The following is a 21,148-nucleotide window of genomic DNA, read 5'->3' on the forward strand; positions in this document are numbered from 1 at the left end:
GTTAGGTATTGAACTCGAAGGACCCTGAATCTGTTTTGGTCGCCTTCAGCATCGTTCCGTCAGGCAGAAAGATCCTAATCTCGTCAATCCGATTCTCACGGCCCGTATTACGAAGCTCATCGGCATAGTCTCGGACTTTCCGCTTGATGTCCGATTTATCGACGTTGTTCGCACTGCTAACGTCAATCTCTAACTTCGTAGGACTGTCCCCGATTTCATCCCGGACCTGTTCTCGGGCAAAGCTATCGTGTCCTTCACGCAATTGGTTATATATGAAGTTATTGAGGCTATCAGTGTTCTTTTGTTCGATGTATCTTCCATCGACCCTAAGATCGACCTGTCCATCGATGGGGTCTATATCAATTGAGCTATCTGGATAGTTATCACGATAGAATGCCGTTCTTTCGACTTCAAAGAGTGTGGCTCGTACTTGGTTATTGTTTCCGTTCGCGATCATCTTCGCGTACTCTTTGTAGTCGTTTCCGTCCAATCCACGCACGTCCTCAAGCCGATTGAAGAGACGGCGAGTCTCCTGCGGAGAGAGTTTATTTGCTCCAACTGCTCGAACCGTAGCAGCACGAACTTCGACTAACCTACTCTCCTTGACGCCAAGTTCGTCGGCATCAGTAGATGCGAGTTTGTTCAGCGTCTTCGAATCGATTTTTCGGAGTCCTTTAATGCCGTTGTCGCCCGCATTCGTTACGACATCAATGTAGAACTTCTGCTCGGCATCTGTGAGGTCGTACATTTGATCAATATGGTTGCTGAGCTCCGTGCCGGATAGATCGGACTGCTGGAGTTCTTCTCCCCACTCGTTCCAGTCCTCAGCGGTCGGACAGCTTCGGCTACTACCAGCAAATCCGCGAACCGGGCCCGAGAACGAACATGATGCCTTGAAATCTAGCAGTTTCTCGGCGGACTCTTTATCTAACTTATTCAGCAGTTGAACGCCATCGTCACCATCACGCGCGAGGAGCATCCGAAGTCGATTCTCCTGCGCACGCGACAGATCGTCGATCTTGTGCCCGTCGAGTTTCCGCATCGCGTAGTACAGCCGCACCTGCCCGGAGGCCGTCTTCGCACCGCCGAGGATGCGCCGCGCACTCCGCTTGCTCAACTGCCAACTGCCCGCTGCAGCGCGTTTCCCGAGTGTGAACGCGGTCTTCTTCGCCGCGCCAGTCGTCCGCGCCTTCACCGCGTCTAGATACCGACTCGCCTGCGTCAACCGTCCATTCGAGTCAAGTTTGTCGACGACCTTCGTGAACGTCTTGGTGCTCTTGGCCGCCTTCGTCGCCTGCTGGCCGAACACCATCGACAGCAGGAAGTACGACCCGTAGCCGAAGTACCAGTTGTACTGGAATGCCTTGTAGTGTTCTTCCTGCGTCTGTTTGTCGTACGGGTTGCTGCGGTCCTGCTTGTCCTGGACGCTCTCGACCATCTGGCTCGGCAGCGTTTTCAGAATCTTCTCCAGCAGCCCGAGTTGGGACATCAACGCCACCATCCGCTGAAGCGAATCCAGGAACCCAAACGGATTCTCCAGAATGGCTTTCACCGTCTTCGCCGTGCCGCCCGCACCGACCGTGAACCCGGAGAGGAGTCCGAGGTCTCCGGCGGTACTAACGCTCCCTTTCGGTCCAATCTCCTTGGCGAGCGACCCGTAGAAGTTCGACCGCTCTAACGCGGTCATCGCCCGGTGGTTCCGGTGGCGGTCGGTGGCTTTCACCTCGACGCTCGTCCCGCTGAGCGCCGTGACCGACGACTCGATGACGCCCGTCGTAAAGTACCGATTGCCGCTGACGCCGGTCGGCGCATCGTCGAAGCGCGTATCGATGCGCGTCTCGCCCTCCTTCTGGATTTGGACGCGCGTCACGCCGCTCGGGTCGCTCGCGCTGTAGCCGATTCGATAGTGCGTCTCCGGGGGTAACGCCGTCGTCCAGTACGACGCAGCGAAGATGCTTATCTCGGGACCTTTGTAGTCGTGTAACGTCGGGTCTGCTCCGACTTGCAGTTCGTGGCCGTCGTCGACGCTGTCGCCGTCGGTGTCGGCGTACAGCGGGTCGGTCTCGGCCGAATCGGTGTCCAGGTACGCTCCGGGGTCGTCGCCGCTGTAGAGCGCGCCGAGGAACCGCTTCGAGTCGCCCGGCGACTTCGTCGCGCTCACCGTCCGACTGCCGTAGCGCTCCTCGTAGTCGTCGATGCCGTCGCCGTCGGTGTCGACCTTCGACGGGTCGCTGTCGAGCAGGTAGTACGTGCGCCCGACGCCGTATCCGCTCTCGCGCTTCTTGCCGGCCTCCTGTTCGTCCGACAAACCGTCGCCGTCAGTGTCGGCGTCGTACGGGTCGGTGTAGATGCGTTCGTTCGTCCCGGTCAGGATGCCGAGCGTCTCCAGCGAGTTCGACTGGCTTATTCTTCCGTCGTGAGACGACCGTACAGCTCTTTAACGTCGTATTCGATACCCTTCTCTTCGACTCTCTCTTGAACGTACTCTAGTTGTTCACTTCGACTTTCTATGTCTTTTCTTTCGTCCTTAGCGTCGAACACTTCTCGGACGAGCGAGCCAAGGGTTTTTCTAACATCGCATTAGTTTAGCACCTCTCCGGGTTTGATAGTCTCTTATTTTTCCCCGAGCATGGACCACTCTGACTCAGACGTAAGCGTGTCAAGCGCATCGGGAAGCCGATTCTGCTTGAACTCGACCCACTCACTGAGCGTCGCTTCTCGGACAAATTTTTGCCACTCGTCAGCATCATAACCGACGCTACAGGCTACCTGTTTCCAAAACTCAGTTAGCCACATGTGCTCCTGTTCTCGATGAGCAAGCGGTGGGTCATCTTCGTCGAGATACACCTGTTTAGCTTGTTCATACGCTTCCATCGCCCCGTCGCTACCACCGACGAGACGGAAATCCCCGATGTATTCGTACCACGCTCCATAGCGGGCCGTGTCGTACGCAGTCGAGCCGTCGAAGTCCTTCGTCCGGTCCAGTAACTCCTCTGCGATTAGAATGCCCTGTTCACACCGGGCAACCGCACGGTCGGGCTGACCACCGAGCCGATAACACGTTCCAGCTAAGAGAAAGAAATATTCTCCTTGACTGATTTTCTTCCCGTGAGGATCTTCAGCCCATTCGCTGAAGTACTGATGTCCGGTTGCAGTGTAGTACTCACCCGCTTCGACGAAGTTACCACGCCTGCGGTGTTTATGCCCAGTTTGAGCGTGCTGATTTGCGATGTCGAAATCCATATTGTCTCCGTAAGGGTTCTGTTAGCAGTCGACGTCGTTATCGTCGTCGTAAACTACTTCTTTATCGTTTTTCGGGATTTCGTCTTCTGCGTTATCTATTGTCTTGAAGAATCCGCCATCCTTGCCGGTCAGAATCGTCCGCAGGATGTGGTACCCTTCCGAGACGGTGTCAGCGACGGCCATCACCACCCTGTTCGGTCCAAGTCGGAGGATGTAATACCGCTGAGAACCCGCATCGATGATTTTTGTTGGGTTTTCGAGTATCTCACGGAGCGTTGAGACACTGTCGATTGGCTTTTCATCTCGGATAGAGTGTTCCGGATTATCGTGCTTGGTTATATCGACTGTATCTTCGCACTCTTCGTTGTAAGCTGGCTGTTCACTCGCCGTCATTATTGTGCCGCCGACAATGGAGATGACAATCTCTTCGAGATAGTCCGTTCGTCCGATGACAGTATAGTCTCCTTCGCCGTGCTCGTGAACAGTCGGATTGTTCCGGAGAACCTGCCGAATATCGGCCGTGGTGAGAGTAGTTGTCTCGGCAATGTACTTCCAGCCGTGCCCGCGAGCTATCGTCTCGCCAGTTCGCGGGTCTGTTTCTGTTGCGACTGTCCCGGTCGCCAGCGTTACGGTCGTCGGCAGCGCAGTATCACTCGCTAGGTATCGCGCTTTGACGCCAGTCGTAGGCTGATTCTTGACGGTTTCGCCGTCTGCAGGCACGTACTCGTTCGCGAGGTACAGTCCACCAGCAAACACGCTGATAATCACACCGCCAATTAATGCACGAGCAAGAACGGAGGGGTCGGTAGGTGTTGAAACTGCTCCACCGACGACGACACCCGACGCTGCTAATTTTGCGCCACCGCCTTCTTTCACCTCGATTTTGACAGCGTACCCGTTCCCATGGCTGTCGGTCAGATTGATCCAGTATTCTTCCGGCGGTTCGTTGAGGACACCGTGGTCCTCGAACTCGATCCGGTACTCCCCGTCCGTTCCGGCCGTGACTTTCGCCTTACTCGCATTCCAGTAGGAATCCTCTAGGAAGTTCGCCGGGTCGTACTTCGGTTTACCCTCGACTGAGACTGCAGACTCGTCTTCGACCGAGACCTCAACGTAGTCGTTGTAATTGTCCGAGTTGACTTCGGTGATCGAAGGTGGAGTATCCTCAACGAGTGGACGAGGGTCTACGGCGTCTCCGAATCCATCACCGTCACTATCGGAATCAAGGAGATTCGTTCCCCAAATCCGCCGTTCCTCGTAGTCGTCGAGGACGTCTCCATCGGAGTCGACCCTCGTCGGGTCGCTGTTCAGCAGGTAATAGGTGCGCCCGACGCCGTTTCCGGCCTCGTGCTTGTCGCCGACTTCCTGACCGTCTGGGATGCCGTCGCCGTCGGTGTCGGCGTCGTAGGGGTCGGTGTAGATGCGTTCGTTCGTCCCGGTGACGATGCCGAGCGTCTCCAGCGAGTTCGACAGGCCGTCGTCGTCGGTATCGCGAGTGACCTGCACGTCGAAGTACGACACCCTGACGGTCGACATGTTCAGCGCCAGCACGCGGACCGTCAGCGTCTCGCCCGCGGCGTGGGTCAAGTCCTTCTCTATCGTCTTCGAGTTGGTGACTCGCTCGCCGTCCTCGCCGTCGACGTCGAAGACGGTGTACGTGTCCGAGTCGGTGACGAGTAGGACCTGCGCCGTGGCGTTGACTTCCTTCGCCGATCCCTCGACTCGGGCCCGGACCGTGATCTCCGAGGCGTCGGCCGGGAGTTCGACCGACCGGGTGAGCCGCGACGGCGGAATCGGGTCGCCGCCGGCCCGACCGGGAATCGTCGTGCCCGGCGGCGGGTCGTAGGGTTCGCTGGTCGTGGTCGTCTCGGTCGTGGTCGTCGGCGGATAGCCCGGACCGAACGGATTCTCGCAGTCGTCGCACAGTCTGTTGGTTCCGACCCTGCCTCCCGTGCTGCCCTTTGCCGACAGAATCTCGTCGGAGAGCGTCCGCGTCGACGAGGAGTCGTTCTCCTGCGTGAGCGTCCCGGATTCGTCCGACTCCGTGCTCGCGTCCGCTGTCGCCGAGTCGAACGTCTGGGCGGTCGTCGACCCACCGACGACGACCCCACCGCCGCCGTTACAGTCGCCGCTACAGTTCCACCCGTCCAGGTCGTCGAAGTCCTCGTCGATGGCGTACCTGGGGTCGGGGTCGACCTTCTGCTGGGCCTCCCACTCCTTCTCGTTCAGCACCGTGAACGTCGAGAAGTGCGGGGTCGTGCCGGTCACCGTGTCGTTGGTCGCGTCGACCGACGACGGCAACTGCACGTACGTCTGGAGGCTCCGGTTGTAGGTGTACAGCGCGAGATCTCGCTCGTCTTCGACCCGCGTCTCGTCGTAGTCGATGGTGAGGTTCGCGCGCTCGAACTCTCGCTCGGACTCGAAGTGCAGCACTTCGGAGGCGGCCGCCCGCTTCACCGATTCGGGCTGGACGCGCTGGTTCGTCTCGTTTCGCACCGTGATGCCGCCGGCGATGGCTCCGTTGCCGGTGACGTTCACCGCGACGCCGACGGTTTCGTTCTTCGTCGTCGTCGAGAACGTCTCCTCGCCGTCCGGCACGCCGTCGCCGTCGGTGTCGGCGACCGTCGGGTCGGTCTCCAGTTCGACCTCGTCGGCGTCGGGCAGTCCGTCGCCGTCGGTGTCGGGTCGGAGCGGGTCGGTCCCGTGGACGGTCAGTTCAGCCGAGTCGTTCAGTTCGTCGACGTCGGTGTCGGCCCGAATCGGACTCGTCGTCGCGTTCTGCTCGCGGAGGTTGGCGAGTCCGTCGCCGTCGAGGTCCTCGTCGGCGTCCGAGACGGTGTCGTTGTCGGTGTCGGCCGTCAGGGGTTCGACGCCGCGGAACCGCTGTTCGAACCCGTCGCGGAGTTCGTCGTCGTCGGTGTCGGCGTCGTGGGGCTTCAGTTCGAAGAGGTACTCGTAGTACGTCGTGACGCCGTCTTCGTCGAAGTCCTCGTTTCCGTCGAGGACCTGGTTGGCGGACTCGTTTCGCCCCGTTCGCGAGGAGTTGCTGTCGTAATCGAGGGGCGCGGTCCCGGCGGTGTCCCGTTCGTACTTCTCGGGCAGACCGTCGGCGTCGAGTCGCAACGTGTCGTGTCCGGTCACCGGCGGGGCGTCCGGGTCGTCGGGCGCCCAGCGTCGGTTCGGGTCGGTCGCCGAGACGGTGATGCGATTGACCTTCCGGTCCAGCGTGAGATTGGTACTGAAAGTGCCGACGGTCCCCGGCGTGGCGTTCACGTCGAGCGCCATCGTCCGGTTCGCGCCGTTGAGCGTCAGGGTCAGCGGGTCGAGTTCGTGGCCCCGGACGTCGAAGACGCGACCGCGAACCGCGTAGGTGACGCTCTCGTTGTGGGCCATATCCTCGCTGACGGTGATGGTGACGTTCGGCGTGCTCGCGAGGTCGAGTTGGTCGAGCGCCTTCTGGGCGTGAATCCAGGCGACTCGGTACTGGCTAACGGCGGCGTGGCCCCGGTCGCTGCCCCGGAAGCGCTCGGCGCGCTCGTAGGCCGCCCGCGCGTCCGTGAGGTTCCGTTCGACCGCGTCGGCGTCGTAGGAGACGTTCCGCGCCCGCAGAATCTCGGCGACGCGTTCGGCGTCGGCGATGGCCGTCTTTGCCAACTGCCGGTCGGACCGCACCAGCAACGTCGTGACGTTCGGCGCGAACTTCGGGGGCGTGCTCGCTCGCTTGTCGAGTTCGAACAGTTCCGCCGACGTAGTCCGATTCGCGTCGAGCACGTACTGGAGCGAGTCGTCGAGCGCTTCCAGCGCCTTCGTCCGGTGGCGCTCGACCGACCGCCCAGGACCCGCGAACTCCGCGTCCTGCAGTGCGTCGATGGCCGCGACCCGGTAGTCGACCGCCGAGGCGTTCTCCTCGACGGTGACGTCGACGCTCGCGTTCGCCAGCGCCTCGCTCGCGTTCTTCCTGTGCGAGCGGTTGTCGACGTTCCCGGGCGTGTTCCGGTTCGCCACCCACTCGGGCGGCCCGCGCTCCTTCGACGAGGGGCCGCCGGCCCACGACGGCGGGCCGCCGCCTTTGTCGCCTTTCTTCGGTCCCTTGCCCTTCCCCGGATGGGTCCCGTTCTTCGGTCCCTTCCCGCTACCGGGGTTCGTTCCGTTCTTCGGCCCCTTTCCCTTGCCGGGGTGGGTGCCGTTTTTGGGTCCCTCGCCCTTTCTCGGATGCGTCCCGTTCTTCGACCCCTTTCCGTTGCCGTTCTTCGGTCCCTTGCCCTGCTTCGGGCCCTTCTCGGTGGTCGTCGCGGTCGAGTCACCGTCTCCTCGATACGGCGGGAGCAACCCGTGCCTGGAGAGCGAGTCGGTGACGCTATCGAGCAGCGCGTTTCGAGTCGCGTCGTTCGGCCGGCTCGGCGGTTCGAGGGCCGCCGCGGCCGGCGTGAGCGTCGACGTGACTATCAGTACGGAGAAGACGACCGCGAGGATTCGTCTGGTCCGAAGGTTCATTGCGCCGAACTAATCACTAATACGTTAAGTAGAATTCGAGCGGTATCAACGATGATAACACTGGCAGAGAAATCCCACAGAGTGCCGGGAGAGCTCTGATAACGTGTATTCCGCTCGCGAGGAAGTACGACAACGAAGCGCGCTTCCACCGATACGTGAGTGTTGTCTTACATATATTGCGTCGAGTTCTCTGCCTGATTTCGTTCCGCCATCGCGCCGCTACAGTTCCGACGGCGCGAGCGCCGCCATCGTCGTCTCGAACGTCTCGCGGTCGGCCTGCTCCGGGACGTCGACCAGCAGTCGGTCGATGGCGTCGACGTCCCCGAGCGCCCGGAGTTGCTCGCGGGCTTCTTCCGGCGTGCCCGCGACCCCGAGCGCGCCGACCATCTCGTCGGTCACCTCGTCTGCGGCGCGCTTTCGGTCGCCGACGCGCCAGGCGTCGGCGACCCGTTCGGCCGCCTCGGGGAACCGGCGGGCGACCGCCCGCCGGTAGCCCTCGCCGCTCCCGACGTAGTACGCGAGGTGGCCCCGGATGGCGTCACGGGCGGTTTCGGGGTCCTCGTCGACCGCGCTCGGGACGTACGGAGCCACCGTAATCGCGTCGGGGTCCCGACCCGCCTCGGCGGCCGCCTCGGCGACGGTTTCGAACGCGGCGTCGACGTCGGCGAACGGGACGTTGTGGGGAATCCAGCCGTCGCAGACCCGGCCGGTCGCCCGGCGGTTGGCCGCCCCGAGCGCCGCGTTGTAGATCGGGACGTCGGCGTCCAGCGCGGGGAAGTCGGCGACCGAGAATATCTCGCCGTCGTAGTCGACCCGGCCCGCGTCCTCGCCCGAGAGGAACCGCCTGACCAGTTCGGCGGTCTCGTGGGTCCGGCGGACCGGCCGTTCGAAGTCCAGGCCGTGGAGGTCCTCGATGGACTTCGGCGTGCTCACGCCCAGCCCGAGCGAGAACCGCCCGTCCGAAACCCGGTCGAGCGTGGCGGCCGCCTGCGCGAGCGCCGCGGGCGACCGCGAAAACACGTTGACGATGGCGGTCCCCACCTCGACGCGGTCGGTTCGTTCGGCGACCTCTGCCAGCCTGACGAACGCATCTTCGCCCCAGAGTTCCCCCGACCAGACCGAGTCGTAGCCCAGCGCCTCCGCGCGCTCGCCCAGTTCGCCCGGCCGCGCCTCGCCGGTGTCGGGGAGCAGTAGTCCGACGTGCATACCGGTCCGTCGACCGCCCGGCGTAAAGTTGCTCGGACGGGGACGGTCCTCCCGCCCCGCCGACCGTCAGCCGGTCGGTTCGACGGTCAAGTCGACTTCGGTCGTCGGCGGCCGGATGAGGATGCGCCCGAAGCTCTTGACCGTGACGTCGTAGCCGTGGTACGAGAACGTCACTTTACATTCGCGCGCGACCGTGCTTCCCGACGGACGGAACAGTTCGTCGAGCGCTTCCGGGTCGACGCTCTCGGCCTCGTAGAGTGGTTCGAGGTCCGTCGTATCGCTGTCGGTCAGCGCCATCATCGCGAGCGGCACGGCGAGACTCGGTGGCTCGGACGGGTAGTGGTACGTCGCCCGGTAGGCGCCTGCCTCGGGGTCGACGTCGACGTGCTTCTGGGTGCGACCAGCGGTCATGGGCGTCCATCGGTACGAGCCCCCATCAACCGACCAGGACGTTTCACCCGTTCCGTCGCACAAGCCCACGTTGGGTGTTGGCGGGGCGACGTTCCCCGCTCTAGTGCAGTATTGTGGCCTCCCGGTGCGCCGGCGTAGAAACGGCCAACGCGGCCGACCCGGGCCGACGCGACCGAAACGGCGGGTTCCGACGGACCGGTCGGTCGCGAGGTAGGTTCGTCCGCGTCGGTCGTCGTCGGAACGGGTCGTCGACCGACCGGTGTCCACCCCTCGCCGAGGAATCCCCCGCGTCTCTCGGCGGGTCGGGTCACCTAACGTCGCCATTAGAGGTGTAAAATTTACACTATTTCGGTTCGGTCGGGGGATTCCCCGTTCGGTAAGGTCGGACTACCGAAGGCCGACCGCCGCGCGGACGTCACAGGAGCACTTCGCCGTCGGCCAGCAGTTCCCGTTCGGTCCGTCGGGCCTCCCGGCCCTCCGCGACGAGGACCGGTTCGTCGACCGATTCGGAGAATCGGTCCGGGTCGGGGTCGACCCGCTTCAGCATCGCCGAGAACACCGACCCGCGTCGTCCGCCGGCCGAGACGATGCCGCCGTAGGCCCGCTCTTCGAACGACGTCTCGTCGGGGTCCGGAAACTCCTCGCGGATGATTTCGGCGGTGTCTCGGAGGTACGCCGCCGCCCGCCGCTGGGAGTAGTTGCTCTCCTCGTAGTACGTCCGGGCGTGCTCGGCGTCGAGTTCCTCGGTGGAGTGCTCGGGCGACTCGTAGCGGACCGACTCGGTCGTGGCGTACCCGCTCGCGAACCGGACGTTCACGGTGAAACTGTCGGGGTACCGCAGGATGACGGGGAAGAAGAGCATGTCCGTCACGGTGGTCCGCTGTTGTATCCGCCAGAGGCCTTCGAGGTAGTACGACGCGAGCGCCCCGGTCCGGTCGTCTCGCTCGCCGCGGTAGTACGCCGCCGCGACCTCCCGATAGTCGTCGCCCGCGACGCGGCGGAGTCGACGCTCGAAGCTCCGCGCGACCCGGTCGAGTTCCCGCTCGTAGGCCTCCAACAGCGTGACGTCGGGGTCGGCGAGCAGTTCCGCCTTCTTCTCGCGGGCGTCGGCGACGTTCATCATGTTCTCGTGGAACGTGCGCTCGGCGCGCGCGTCCGGGAGCGGCGTCCGCACTGCCCGTCGGTGCAGAACTCCCGGGTCGCCGTTGAACCGGCGCTGCCGTCCGCTCATGCGAGCGTCTTCGGGGCCGAAGGATTATCAATCGTCGCTTCGCGGCGTGGCGACAAGTTCGGTCAGTGAGTCGACGTCTCGGTCTTGCACACGCGGTCGACGTCGGTGAATTCGAAGCGCGCGCCGCCCGACTCGCCGTCGGTGATCGAGTAGTCCCAGCCGTAGGTTTCGGCCAACTCGGCGACGAACATCAGGCCGAACCCGGTGCCGCCGGTGGTGTAGCCCGCGTCGAATATCCGCTCGCGCTCGTCTGCAGGGATGCCGGGACCGTCGTCTTCGACGTAGAAGCCGCCGTCGAGGTCCCCGACGCGGATGGTCACGGACCCGTCGGCGTGTTCGACCGCGTTCGTGAACAGATTCTCCAGCAGGTGCCGCAGGTGGACCGGGTTGGCCAGGAGCGTCAGGTCGGTTTCGACGGCGAGTTCGGCGTTCGCGACATCGAGGTCGACCCACGCCGCCTCGGCGACCGACGCCAGCGCCACCGCCTCGCGGTCGATGTCGGCGTCCTCGCCCCTGGTGATGACCAAGATGACCTCGACCATCTCCTCGATGCGGGTGAGCGCGGTTTCGAGTTCCTCTGCGGCGTCCCGGTCGCCTTCGACCGCCGGTCCGAGGTAGATTCTGGCGACCGAAAGCGGGTTGCGGAGTTCGTGGGCGAGGAGGCTCGCGAAGTTGTCCAGCAGGGAGTTCTGGCGCTGTAGCTCCTCGCTCTGTTCGCGGAGTTCCTCCTGTTGGCGTCGGAGTTGCCGGCGCTGGCGGCGGAGTTGGCGGGCCTGAGTCCGCCCGCGGGCGTCGTACACTCCGACGAGGAAGCCGCTGGCGGTGCCGATGGACGTGGTGAGCGTCAGCGACCAGCGCGGATACCGGATGACGACGCCCGGTTCGAACCGCAGGAGTTCGACCAGTCCGAGCGTGACGGCGAACCCGCCGAGACACCACCCCACGATTCTGGTGTACGTCTCCGGTTCGATCTCCATCTCGGGCAGGCGGTAGCCGCCGTAGAGGAGGACGAGGCCGGGTGCGCCGACGAGCAGGAAGTCGATGAAACCGGTCGACAGCGCTTTACTTCCCGAAACGACGTACAACGCGCGCCCGACGGCCAACACGACGTAAATCCCCCCCAGAAGACAGAACACCCGATTCCAACCCACCGACCTGAGGCGATTCCGTCCCTGTCCCATTGCCACCTTCGACGTGAGGCAGTCATTTAACTCGTTTGATGGGGGTGTCAGCCCGTCGGATTCCGCGGCGCTGTAACGTGATCGTTGGGCGGTCGCGCAGACGGACCGTCACGCTCGGTCCCGTCCTCTCACCGACGAGGTGCCCGACTTAGAGACGGGTGATATAGAAAGTCCCCGACGGTGCGCGTGGCGATATCAACCCACACCCTCACTCTGGTGGCCGTCTTGCACGGGCAGTACATGTTCACCCCGGACAACTCGCTCGCGGGAGTGCTCGACGACGACCTGTTGGAAATCCTCGGTCGGTCGCGGTGTCGGTGCGTGCTCCACTACTTCAGATACCGGTCGACGGACGTGGCCACGCTCGACGACGTCGCGACGTTCGCCCTCGGTCGAGCGGAGGACGAGGAGGACGACCTGCGAGTCCGGTTGCACCACACGACGCTCCCGCGACTGGCCGATGCGGGCCTCGTCGACTACGACCCGCGGAGTCGCACGGTCAGGTACAGAGGGGGTAACCCGGCGGTCGAGGTCTGGCTAAACCACGTCGTCGAACGAGAGGACCAGGTGGTCGAAGGGGGGAACGACGCGTATGCCCGCGCGTAGACGGGAAACGAGCGACGACGGCGGCCGCGACGAGTACGCGGAGATAGAAGACGCGCTGACCGACGAGCATCTGCCGGCGTTGGCCGAGCGGGATATCATCGAGTGGGACCGCGAGAACCGACAGATTCGGCCGGGGCCGAACTTCGAGCACATTCTCCCCGCGCTTCGAGAGATGGACGACCCCGGCGAGGAGGGTCCGGACGGCCTCCGCTGACGCCCTGCGCGACCGACGCCGCAGAGCGGTCGCCCCAAGACGCAAACCCGTCGGGCCGTTAGCTGGCGTGCCATGTCACCGACCGAGACGCTCGAAGGCTACGTCATCGACGTCGGCTGTGTCCGAAAGAACGCCCGCGACGACCTGTTCGAGAGCGCCAGGACCCACTCCCGGGAGTGCGCCCTGATGGGCCACTGCGTCGAGAGCGGCTACGGAATCGTCTCCGAGGACGACCGGCTGACCGTCCTCGACCCGAACGCGACGCCGAAGGTCGTTAACGTCGTCGAGCAGAGCGACACCGAGGAGGGAATCCGCCTCCGCGTCGAGCGCGAGGAACGCGACAGGACGACGGAGACGACCGCCGTCACCGAAATCGACTGAAATGGCCACCGCCGACGGTGCCCCGCCGAGCGAGGCGCCGTCGGCCGCAGAACACCCTTCACGCTCGACGCCGTATCGATTCCCCGCGAGGACTCCTCATGGACGACCACCACCACTCGAACGGCGACGAAGCCGAGGACCGCTCCGACCCCGACGGTCACGCCGGTCACGATGGCCGCGCCGACCATGACGGTCACGCCGACCACGACGGTCACGACGCGGGCGACGAGGCCGGGGGAACCAGCCTCGGCGACGATGAGCCGCGGGTGGAGCAGTCGCTCCTCGAAGACGAGGCCGACGCCGACGAAGCCGAGGAACGCGTCGAACACGGGAGCCACCCCGAGGGCGACCACGGAGGCGGCCCCGGTCACGCTGGCAGTCACGGTGACCACGACGGCGACCACGGCGGGATGCACGAGGGCCACGAGGAGATGTTCCGCCGGCGGTTCTTCGTCTCGACGCTCCTGTCGATTCCGGTCCTCCTCTACAGCGAGGCCCTCCAGGAGTGGCTGGGGTTCTCGGTGCCGGCGTTCCCCGGCAGCGAGTGGATCAACCCGGTGTTCGCGGTCGTCGTCTTCGCCTACGGCGGCGTCCCCTTCTTGCGGATGGCGGTCCCGGAACTTCGCGAGCGCTCGCCCGGCATGATGACGCTCATCTCGATGGCCATCTCCGTCGCGTTCGTCTACAGCCTTGCGGGGGTCGTCTTCCCGACCACGTCGGCGTTCTTCTGGGAACTCGTCACGCTCATCGACATCATGCTGCTGGGCCACTGGATAGAGATGCGGAGCGTCCGCCGGGCGTCGGGCGCCCTCGACGAACTCGCCGAACTGATTCCCGACACCGCCGAGCGAATCGCCGACGGCGGAACCACAGAAGAGGTGCCCGTGAGCGACCTCCGGGAGGGCGACCTCGTGCTCGTGCGGCCCGGAGCCAACGTGCCCGCCGACGGCGTCGTCGAGTCGGGCGACTCGGACGTGAACGAGGCGATGATAACGGGCGAGTCCCGGCCGGTTTCGAAGGAACCCGGCGACGAGGTCGTCGGCGGCACGGTCAACGGCGACGGGAGCCTCCGGGTTCGCATCACCGCCACCGGTGAGGAGACGGCGCTCGCCGGAATCGTGCGACTGGTCGAGGAGGCCCAGCGGAGCAAATCGAAGACCCAGGTGCTCGCGGACCGCGCCGCGGGGTGGCTGTTCTACGTCGCGCTGGCGTCGGCGGCCGTCACCGCCGTCGCCTGGACCGTCGCCACGTCGTTCGGCGCGCCGGTCATCGAGCGGGCGGTCACGGTGCTGGTCATCGCCTGCCCGCACGCGCTCGGCCTCGCGATTCCGCTGGTCGTCGCCATCAACACGTCGTTGGCGGCCCGCAACGGCATGCTCGTCCGCGATCGCATCGCCATGGAGCAGGCCCGCGAACTCGACACCGTGGTCTTCGACAAGACGGGGACGCTCACCGCGGGCGAACAGGGCGTCGTGGACGCGGCGACCGTCGACGGCCTCGCCGAGGACGAGGCGTTCGCGCTCGCCGCCGCCGTCGAAGGCGACTCCGAGCACATGATCGCCGAGGCCATCCGACAGGCGGCGGCCGAGCGCGGCGTCACACCTCCGGACGCGACCGACTTCGAGGCGCTGAAGGGTCGCGGCGTGCGCGCGACCGTGGAACGGGCGTCGCGTCGCGACGCCGACCAACCGAGCGGCGGCGGCCCGCGAGACGGCGAGACGGTGTACGTCGGCGGCCCGAACCTGCTCGCGCAACTCGACGCCGAGGTCCCGCCCGAACTCGCCGCGTTCGCCGACAGGGCCGGCGAGAACGCACAGACGGTCGTCTACCTTCTACGAGACGACGAACTCGTCGCCGCCTTCGCGCTCGCCGACGTTATCCGCGAGGAGAGCTACCAGGTGGTCGAGGCGCTCCACGAGTTGGGCGTCGAGGTGGCGATGCTCACCGGCGACTCCGAGGACGTCGCCCGTGCGGTCGCCGACGAACTCGGCATCGACACCGTCTTCGCCGAGGTGCTCCCCGAAGACAAGGACAAGAAGGTCGCCGAACTTCAGGACCAGGGAAAACTCGTCGCCATGGTCGGCGACGGGGTCAACGACGCCCCCGCGCTCACGCGCTCCGACGTCGGCATCGCCATCGGCAGCGGGACGGACGTGGCGGTCCAGTCGGCCGACGTCGTCCTCGTCCGGAACAATCCCCTCGACGTGGTGCGACTCGTCAAACTCAGCCGGGCCAGCTACCGGAAGATGCGAGAGAACCTGGTCTGGGCCGCGGGCTACAACGTGTTCGCCATCCCGCTGGCGGCGGGCGTGCTCGCGCCGATCGGTATCGTTCTCTCGCCCGCGGTCGGGGCGCTGTTGATGTCGCTGAGCACGGTCATCGTCGCCATCAACGCCCAGTTCCTCCGCCGGGTTGACCTCGACCTGCCGTCGCTGCCGGGCGTCGCTTCGTCCGGGAGTCCTCGACCGGCCGACTGACCGGCGCGCCGACGCCGCGATTCCGATTCACCTCGGTCCCGTCGTCGGCCGGTCGGGGACGTCACCACACGCTGCGCCGCGACGACCAATCAGAAACGGACACGAACAGAGAGGGACAACGGGTTCCGGCACGGTATTTATCCGTATTACCAAGGTTGAATTACTTTGAGCAAGAACGTAATATTCGATGTCCGAACACGGAGACGAAGTGAGACGGCGTACGTTTTTGCAGCGAACGGGCGTAGTCGCGGCAGGTACGTCGCTCGCCAGCGCGCGCGTCGGTGCCGACCCGGGTGACCGAGAACACATGGAGGAAAGCCAGGACCCCGTATCAGAACTATCCCCGAACGTCATCGCCCACCGCGGATTCGCCGGCGTCTACCCCGAGAACACGGTCGGCGCGGCCGAAGCGGCGTCGCGAGGCGGCCGCGCCGACGCGTCGGCGAATCGCGCGGCCGATATGGTCGAAATCGACGTGATGCCGACCGCCGACGGCGACGTCGTGGTCTTCCACGACACGCACTTGAGCGGCCGCGACGGCGGCGAGCGGGGCCTGACCGACGCGAGCGGCGTCGTCTGGGAGACGCCCACCGAGACGGTCACGAGCGCCGAGGTCCTCGAAACCGGCGAGACGGTTCCTCTGCTGACCGAGGTGCTCGACGCCATCCCGTCGCCCGTCGGCGTCAACATCGAGTTCAAGAACCCCGGTTCCGCCGACGTGCGATTCGCGGAGAACCTCTCGGGACCGACCCTGGAGACGCAGAAGGAACGCTGGCGGCCGTTCACCGAGGACGTCCTCGAAATCGCCTCGCGGTACGACAACGAGATACTCGTCTCGTCGTTCTACGAGGCGGCTATCGCGACGGTCCGGGAGGTCGATTCGAGCGTCCCCGTGGCGTTCCTGTTCTGGGACTCCATCGAGGACGGCCTCGACATCACTCGCACGTACGACTGTGAGGCGCTCCACCCGCCGTACAACCTCGTCGAGGGGACGCCGTTCTTCGGCGACGAGTACTACTTCTCGGGCCCGTTCGCCGACGTGGACCTCGTCGACGTGGCCCACCGCGAGGGCCGCGAGGTGAACGTCTGGACGCTCGCGACGCACTTCCAGGCCCGGAAACTTGCCGCCGCCGGCGTCGACGGTCTCATCGCCGACTACCCCGGCCTCCTTTCGTTCGGCGCGCGACGCTGACCCGGCGGCGGTCCCGAAGCCGAACGCGGCCGACCGGCGACGAGCGGTTCCGTCGCCCCTCGCCGTTCTGTCTACGAGTCCTCGATTATCCACTCACCTTCGAGGATTCGATTCACCAACCGCGGGTCGATTTCCACGGTGAACTCGGGCGCGAGGTCGCCGTCCAGCCTCGCCGCGGTCGTGGCGTCGCCCGTCGTCGTGGTCGTCGTCGCGGAGGTCTTCATCGTCGTCGACGTCGTGGACGCAGTCGTCGTGGCGGTCGGAGTCGACGTCAACGTCTCCGTCGTCGAAGTTGCCGAGGTCGTCGCGGTCGTCGTGTCCGTTTCGGTCGCGGTCGTACTCGTGCTCGTTTCCGTGGTCGTCGTCGCGGTCGTGGTCGTTGTGGTCGTCCCACCGCCGCCTCCGCCGACCGCGCGCTCGACGATGGTGCCGCCGGTGCCGACCGCGACGTCGTAGTCGGGACCGCTGGCCCCGCCGTTGAACTTCGTGTCGGTCGGCGTCTGGTGGCGGGTCCACTGGCCCGCCGACTGGCGCTCGTAGACCTTACCGCCGGCGCCGACCGCGAACCCCTTCTCGCCGTCGCGGTCGATGCCCCGGATGGCCTGCCGGGCGTCGTCGATGACGTGGGGCGTCCAGCGGAAGCCGTCGTAGCGGTACACTATGCCGCCGCCGGCGGTGACGTTGACGTCGCTCGCCCCGACGCTGGCGACGTCGTAGAACGCGTTGCCGGCGAAGTCGATGCCGATTCGGGACCAGTTCTTGCCGCCGTCGGTGGTCTCGGTGACGAGTTGGCTGGTGCTGATGACGTGGCCCTTCTTCCGACTCCGGAAGTCGATGCCGGGGATGGTCGACCCGCCGCCGGGTTTGACGACCTCGCGGTACTTCACCGCGCCAGACTCCTGGCGGACGCCGACGAGCAGTTCGCCCGACCCGTTGACGAAGTAGAGGCGTTCGTTCTTGCCGGCGGTGCCGACCACCGCGACGTCCTCCCACGTGCTCGTCTTGCCCTTCGGCGCGGAGTAGTTGGTCAGCGTGTTGGTGTCGACCCGGAACTCGCCGATGACCCCCGACCCGCCGACGAACCAGACGGCCCGGCCGTCGTCGGTGACGTCGGCGCCCTTCAGCGGTCGACTCCGGGCCTGCGGGCCGTACTCGACGACCTTCCGCCAGCCGTCGTTTCCGCGGGCGAGGACGTCGCCGCCCGCGCCGACCGCGTACGGCCCCTCGGCGGTGTTGACCGCGCTGAACAGCGTCTTCGTCGTCGGGGAGTCCTCGACGACGGTGAACTCGTTCTCGCCGGACTGGGCGTTCCCGGTGGCGCTGAGCGCGCCGGTCCCGGCGGCCGTCAGTAGCGATGCTCCTGCGACTTTCACGAAACTCCTGCGGGTTTGCCGTGACATGGCGGTGCACGTTATCCTTGGGCCGGAGTTTATTGTATTTATCTGACGTAATTGGATATGTGAAAAAGGTTGCTCGGTCGGGCGGGACGCGACGCTTGGCGTCCCGCCGTCGCGTGAGAGCGTCGACCTCTTTCCGCTTCGACACCGCCGTCCCGAGCCGCATGCATTATTATGCAAGCACCCTTTTGTACGGGCGATGCTTCGCCGGCTCCGGTTCCGCTCGCCGAGGAGTGCCGAGTTCGCCATCACGCTCCTGGGAATTGTTCTCTCGGGCGTTGCGATCGGACGATTCCCGTTCGCGGTCGTCGTCCGGGCACCGTTCGCGGAGGCGGTCATCCACGCCGTCCTCGTCGGCGCGCCCGGCCTCGTCCTCGTCTACGGCGGCCTGAGACTCTCCGAAAGTGGTATCGACCCCGAGGCGTACCCGCGGGTGGCCCACTGGTGTTTCGGTGGGGTGGGCGTGTTGCTCGTCGGCCTCGGCCTGCTCGGACTCAACCCCGCGGGCCGAATCGCCAACCCCGTCGAGGCCGGAATCTTCGCCACGGCCATCGGGGGCGTCGGCGGGTTCACCATCGGCCTCCACGACGCCCAGGCCGTCACTCGGGCCGAAGAGGCCGAGGCCCACCAGCGCCGACTTCGGCGGCAGAAACAGGCGCTCGAACGCCAGAACGAGCAGTTGGAGAGCTTCGCGAGCATGCTCGCCCACGAACTCCGCAATCCGCTTCAGATCGCCCAGATATACCTCCAGCAGATACCGACCGACGACGGGAGCGCCCTCGCCGAAGTCGAACACGCCCACGACCGCATCGAGGAGATGATCGACATCCTGCTGGTGACCGCGCGGCGGACGGACCCGGACATAAGTTGGGAGGCGGTCCCGCTGGCCGACGTCTGCACGGAAACTTGGTCGGCCGTGGAGACGAACGGGGCTGAACTCGCCGTCGAAACCGACCGGACGATTCGCGCGGACCCTCTTCACCTCCGCCACCTCCTAGAGAACCTCTGTAAGAACGCTGTGGAGCATAGCTCCACGAGCCCTCGTCGGAACGACGAGAACGCCGTCGAACACGGCGACTGGTCGCCGACCGTCAGGGTCGGCGACCTGCCCGACGGCTTCTTCGTCGCCGACGACGGTCCCGGTATCCCCGAGGACGAGCGCGAAACCGTCTTCGACGCGGGCTACAGCACGCGCAAGGACGGCATCGGACTCGGCCTCACCTTCGTGGCTCGGCTCGCAGACACCTACGGCTGGGAGTGCGCGGCGACCGAGAGCGAGGCGGGCGGCGCGCGCTTCGAGTTCCGGAACGTCGAACTCGTCGAGTCCGAGGGCCGATAGCGAGTTCCGGATTGACCATCTCGACGCGACCGCCGCGAGCGTCACCGAGATGCTCGGCCGGCGTCGCGTCCGTCGTCGCATCCATCGTCGGTGGTGACCGAGCGCACGTCGAGGTCGCCGTCGACGACGACGGTCGCCGTCCCGCCGTCGGACTCGATTCGCAGTTCGAATTCGAGCGGGTCGTCCGACGCGACGGTCACCGTCGGCTCGGGCAACTCCCACGAGAAGGCCGTCTCCACTGGAACGTCGAGGTCCACCAGCGCCGCCGCGACGCGGGCGTCCGAGAGCAGCGGCAGGAGGAAATCGACCGCGACCACCCAGGTACAGGTGTCGCAGGTTATCTCGACGTCGTGCTCGTCGTCCCGGTCGAGGAGGCCCCGCCGTATCGCGACGGTCGTCGTTCCGGCGCAGTCGGGACACTGGCCCTGCCGCGCCAGTCCGACCTGCGAGCGAGCGCGCTGGTACACCGCGCGGACGACCTCCGCGTCGGTGCGGTCGTCGAGTCCGTTCTTCGGGAACGGGTAGGTGAAGTCGCCGACCACCCGGTCGCACCCCGGACAGCGGAGGGTGAGAAAGTCCCCCTCGTAGGTGGCGACCAGCGACTCTTCGCAGTCGGGGCAGGCCGCGTCGCTGTCGAGTTCCGATCGCGCCGCCGACTCCGTCGGGCGATTCGCGAGCACCGCCCGGTAGAGCGCGGTCGCGCTGGCCGTCGGAACGTAGCCGTCTTCGGTCTTCCGGAGGTACGCGCCGCGCAGCCTCCCCAGATGGTAGTTGAACTTCCCGCTGTCCTGCAGGCCGACCGCGCGCATCAGCTCCGAGTACCGCTGTGGCTCGGTGTGGGCGGCCCGCCAGCGGTCGAGCAACGCCAGCAGGATCTCGAGACGGAGGTCGTGGCCGAGGAGCGCGAACGCCTCCCGGGGTCGGGCCACACCCTCGTCGTCGCTCGGCATACCGTCCCCGTGGCCGGGCGATGCAATCAGGCTGTCGGTGGCCGAGGGATTCAGCGTTTCGCGGGGTGTCACGCCTCGTGCAGCGTCACCTCGACCGCGCCGTCGTCGACGACGGCGGTCATCATGGTCGCGCTGTCGGCCGGCGCCGCTCCCGTTGCGGAGCCGGGGTTCAGCACACGGACTCCCTCGTGGACCTCGTCCTCGACCCGATGCGTGTGGCCGCCGATTCCGACGACGCCATCGCCGTCCCACACACGAGTTCGCGCGCGGGCCGTGTCCGCAATCGCGTTCAACCAGTCTTCACGGCTCGTAACCGTTCCGTTATGACTGTAGACGGCCGCTTCGACGAGATTGAACGTGCCGTGCGTGACGACGAACGTGACGCCTCCGAGAGTCACGTCCGAAACGGTCGGCAGTTCGATCGCTACGTCGGTTGCATCGATGTTGCCGTGTACGGCCGTCAGCTCCGTCGCAAGCTCACGGACATCCGCGAGGACCTCCGTCGTCTCGAAGTCGCCAGCGTGAATCGTGTGATCCGCCGCCGCAATTCGCTCTCGGAAGGATTCCGGAATCGCTTCCTCCCGTTCTGGAATGTGCGTGTCGGAGACGATGGCAATTTTCATACGTCCGATAGATGTAACGCGTTAATAATATTTAGATTTCCTGATGATTTCCAGTCGCGCAGGATCGTTACGGGCATCGACGAGTTGCACTCGACCGTGCTGCGGTTTCCGAGCGCGTCGGGTCAGGCAATGCTATTTGTCAACACGACTTGTGAGCTGGGTTTCGCAAAATCGCTAATAAGTCGGCGTACGAACCCCGTATC

Annotated in this window: 16 protein-coding genes; 6 read left to right on the forward strand and 10 right to left on the reverse strand. The window is 65.2% G+C overall.

Features of this window, described 5'->3' with window-relative positions; genetic code table 11:
• Position 1: 1 nt before the first annotated feature.
• The 7 genes from NGM07_RS16060 to NGM07_RS16090 all read right to left on the reverse strand — a co-directional run bounded on the left by NGM07_RS16060 (position 2) and on the right by NGM07_RS16090 (position 11,766).
• Positions 2-2,308: a hypothetical protein gene (locus tag NGM07_RS16060; RefSeq protein ID WP_253513368.1), complete on the reverse strand. Its 2,307-nt coding sequence runs from the start codon at positions 2,306-2,308 to the stop codon at positions 2-4.
• 305 nt (positions 2,309-2,613) lie between these two features.
• Complete coding sequence (locus NGM07_RS16065) at positions 2,614-3,243, reverse strand: hypothetical protein (protein ID WP_253513369.1); 630 nt, start codon at positions 3,241-3,243, stop codon at positions 2,614-2,616.
• Between the two features lie 21 nt (positions 3,244-3,264).
• Positions 3,265-7,737 (reverse strand): hypothetical protein, encoded by a 4,473-nt coding sequence (locus NGM07_RS16070; RefSeq protein WP_253513371.1) that lies wholly within the window; start codon positions 7,735-7,737, stop codon positions 3,265-3,267.
• A gap of 219 nt (positions 7,738-7,956) precedes the next feature.
• Entirely contained in the window at positions 7,957-8,943 is a 987-nt protein-coding gene (locus tag NGM07_RS16075) for an LLM class flavin-dependent oxidoreductase (RefSeq protein ID WP_253513373.1), read from the reverse strand.
• 66 nt (positions 8,944-9,009) lie between these two features.
• Positions 9,010-9,354, reverse strand: a complete 345-nt coding sequence (locus NGM07_RS16080; protein ID WP_253513375.1) for a HalOD1 output domain-containing protein — start codon at positions 9,352-9,354, stop codon at positions 9,010-9,012.
• Between the two features lie 415 nt (positions 9,355-9,769).
• A complete protein-coding gene (locus NGM07_RS16085) occupies positions 9,770-10,585 on the reverse strand; it encodes a hypothetical protein (RefSeq protein ID WP_253513377.1) in 816 nt (271 codons plus the stop codon).
• Between the two features lie 62 nt (positions 10,586-10,647).
• Positions 10,648-11,766, reverse strand: a complete 1,119-nt coding sequence (locus NGM07_RS16090) for an ATP-binding protein (protein ID WP_253513379.1) — start codon at positions 11,764-11,766, stop codon at positions 10,648-10,650.
• Positions 11,767-11,952: 186 nt separating this feature from the next.
• On the opposite strand from NGM07_RS16090, the gene NGM07_RS16095 reads away from it, so the two are divergent.
• The 5 genes from NGM07_RS16095 (at position 11,953) to NGM07_RS16115 (ending at position 16,636) form a co-directional block, all read left to right on the forward strand.
• The gene (locus tag NGM07_RS16095; RefSeq protein WP_253513381.1) at positions 11,953-12,372 is read left to right on the forward strand and encodes a DUF7344 domain-containing protein; all 420 of its coding nucleotides are present in this window, start codon (positions 11,953-11,955) and stop codon (positions 12,370-12,372) included.
• Positions 12,359-12,586, forward strand: a complete 228-nt coding sequence (locus tag NGM07_RS16100; protein WP_253513382.1) for a transcriptional regulator — start codon at positions 12,359-12,361, stop codon at positions 12,584-12,586. Before NGM07_RS16095 ends, NGM07_RS16100 begins: the two co-directional genes overlap by 14 nt.
• Positions 12,587-12,658: 72 nt before the next feature.
• Positions 12,659-12,967, forward strand: a complete 309-nt coding sequence (locus NGM07_RS16105) for a hypothetical protein (protein WP_253513384.1) — start codon at positions 12,659-12,661, stop codon at positions 12,965-12,967.
• A 98-nt stretch (positions 12,968-13,065) separates the two neighbouring features.
• The gene (locus NGM07_RS16110) at positions 13,066-15,444 is read left to right on the forward strand and encodes a heavy metal translocating P-type ATPase (RefSeq protein ID WP_368410210.1); all 2,379 of its coding nucleotides are present in this window, start codon (positions 13,066-13,068) and stop codon (positions 15,442-15,444) included.
• A gap of 187 nt (positions 15,445-15,631) precedes the next feature.
• On the forward strand, positions 15,632-16,636 hold the full coding sequence (locus NGM07_RS16115) for a glycerophosphodiester phosphodiesterase (protein ID WP_253513386.1): 1,005 nt from the start codon (positions 15,632-15,634) through the stop codon (positions 16,634-16,636).
• A gap of 71 nt (positions 16,637-16,707) precedes the next feature.
• On the opposite strand, the gene NGM07_RS16120 is transcribed toward NGM07_RS16115, so the two are convergent.
• Entirely contained in the window at positions 16,708-18,036 is a 1,329-nt protein-coding gene (locus tag NGM07_RS16120) for a WD40/YVTN/BNR-like repeat-containing protein (RefSeq protein WP_253513388.1), read from the reverse strand.
• Positions 18,037-18,232: 196 nt separating this feature from the next.
• Here NGM07_RS16120 and NGM07_RS16125 point away from each other — a divergent pair, with 196 nt between their 5' ends.
• Entirely contained in the window at positions 18,233-19,372 is a 1,140-nt protein-coding gene (locus tag NGM07_RS16125; RefSeq protein ID WP_253513390.1) for an ATP-binding protein, read from the forward strand.
• A 41-nt stretch (positions 19,373-19,413) separates the two neighbouring features.
• On the opposite strand, the gene NGM07_RS16130 is transcribed toward NGM07_RS16125, so the two are convergent.
• Positions 19,414-20,322 carry a DUF7351 domain-containing protein gene (locus NGM07_RS16130; protein ID WP_253513392.1) on the reverse strand — a complete coding sequence of 303 codons (909 nt, stop codon included), beginning with the start codon at positions 20,320-20,322 and terminating at the stop codon, positions 19,414-19,416.
• 68 nt (positions 20,323-20,390) lie between these two features.
• On the reverse strand, positions 20,391-20,945 hold the full coding sequence (locus NGM07_RS16135; RefSeq protein WP_253513393.1) for a metallophosphoesterase family protein: 555 nt from the start codon (positions 20,943-20,945) through the stop codon (positions 20,391-20,393).
• Between the last annotated feature and the right edge of the window lie 203 nt (positions 20,946-21,148).

The sequence above is a fragment of the Halorussus vallis genome, assembly GCF_024138165.1.
In the GTDB taxonomy this organism is placed as follows: Archaea; Halobacteriota; Halobacteria; order Halobacteriales; family Haladaptataceae; genus Halorussus; species Halorussus vallis.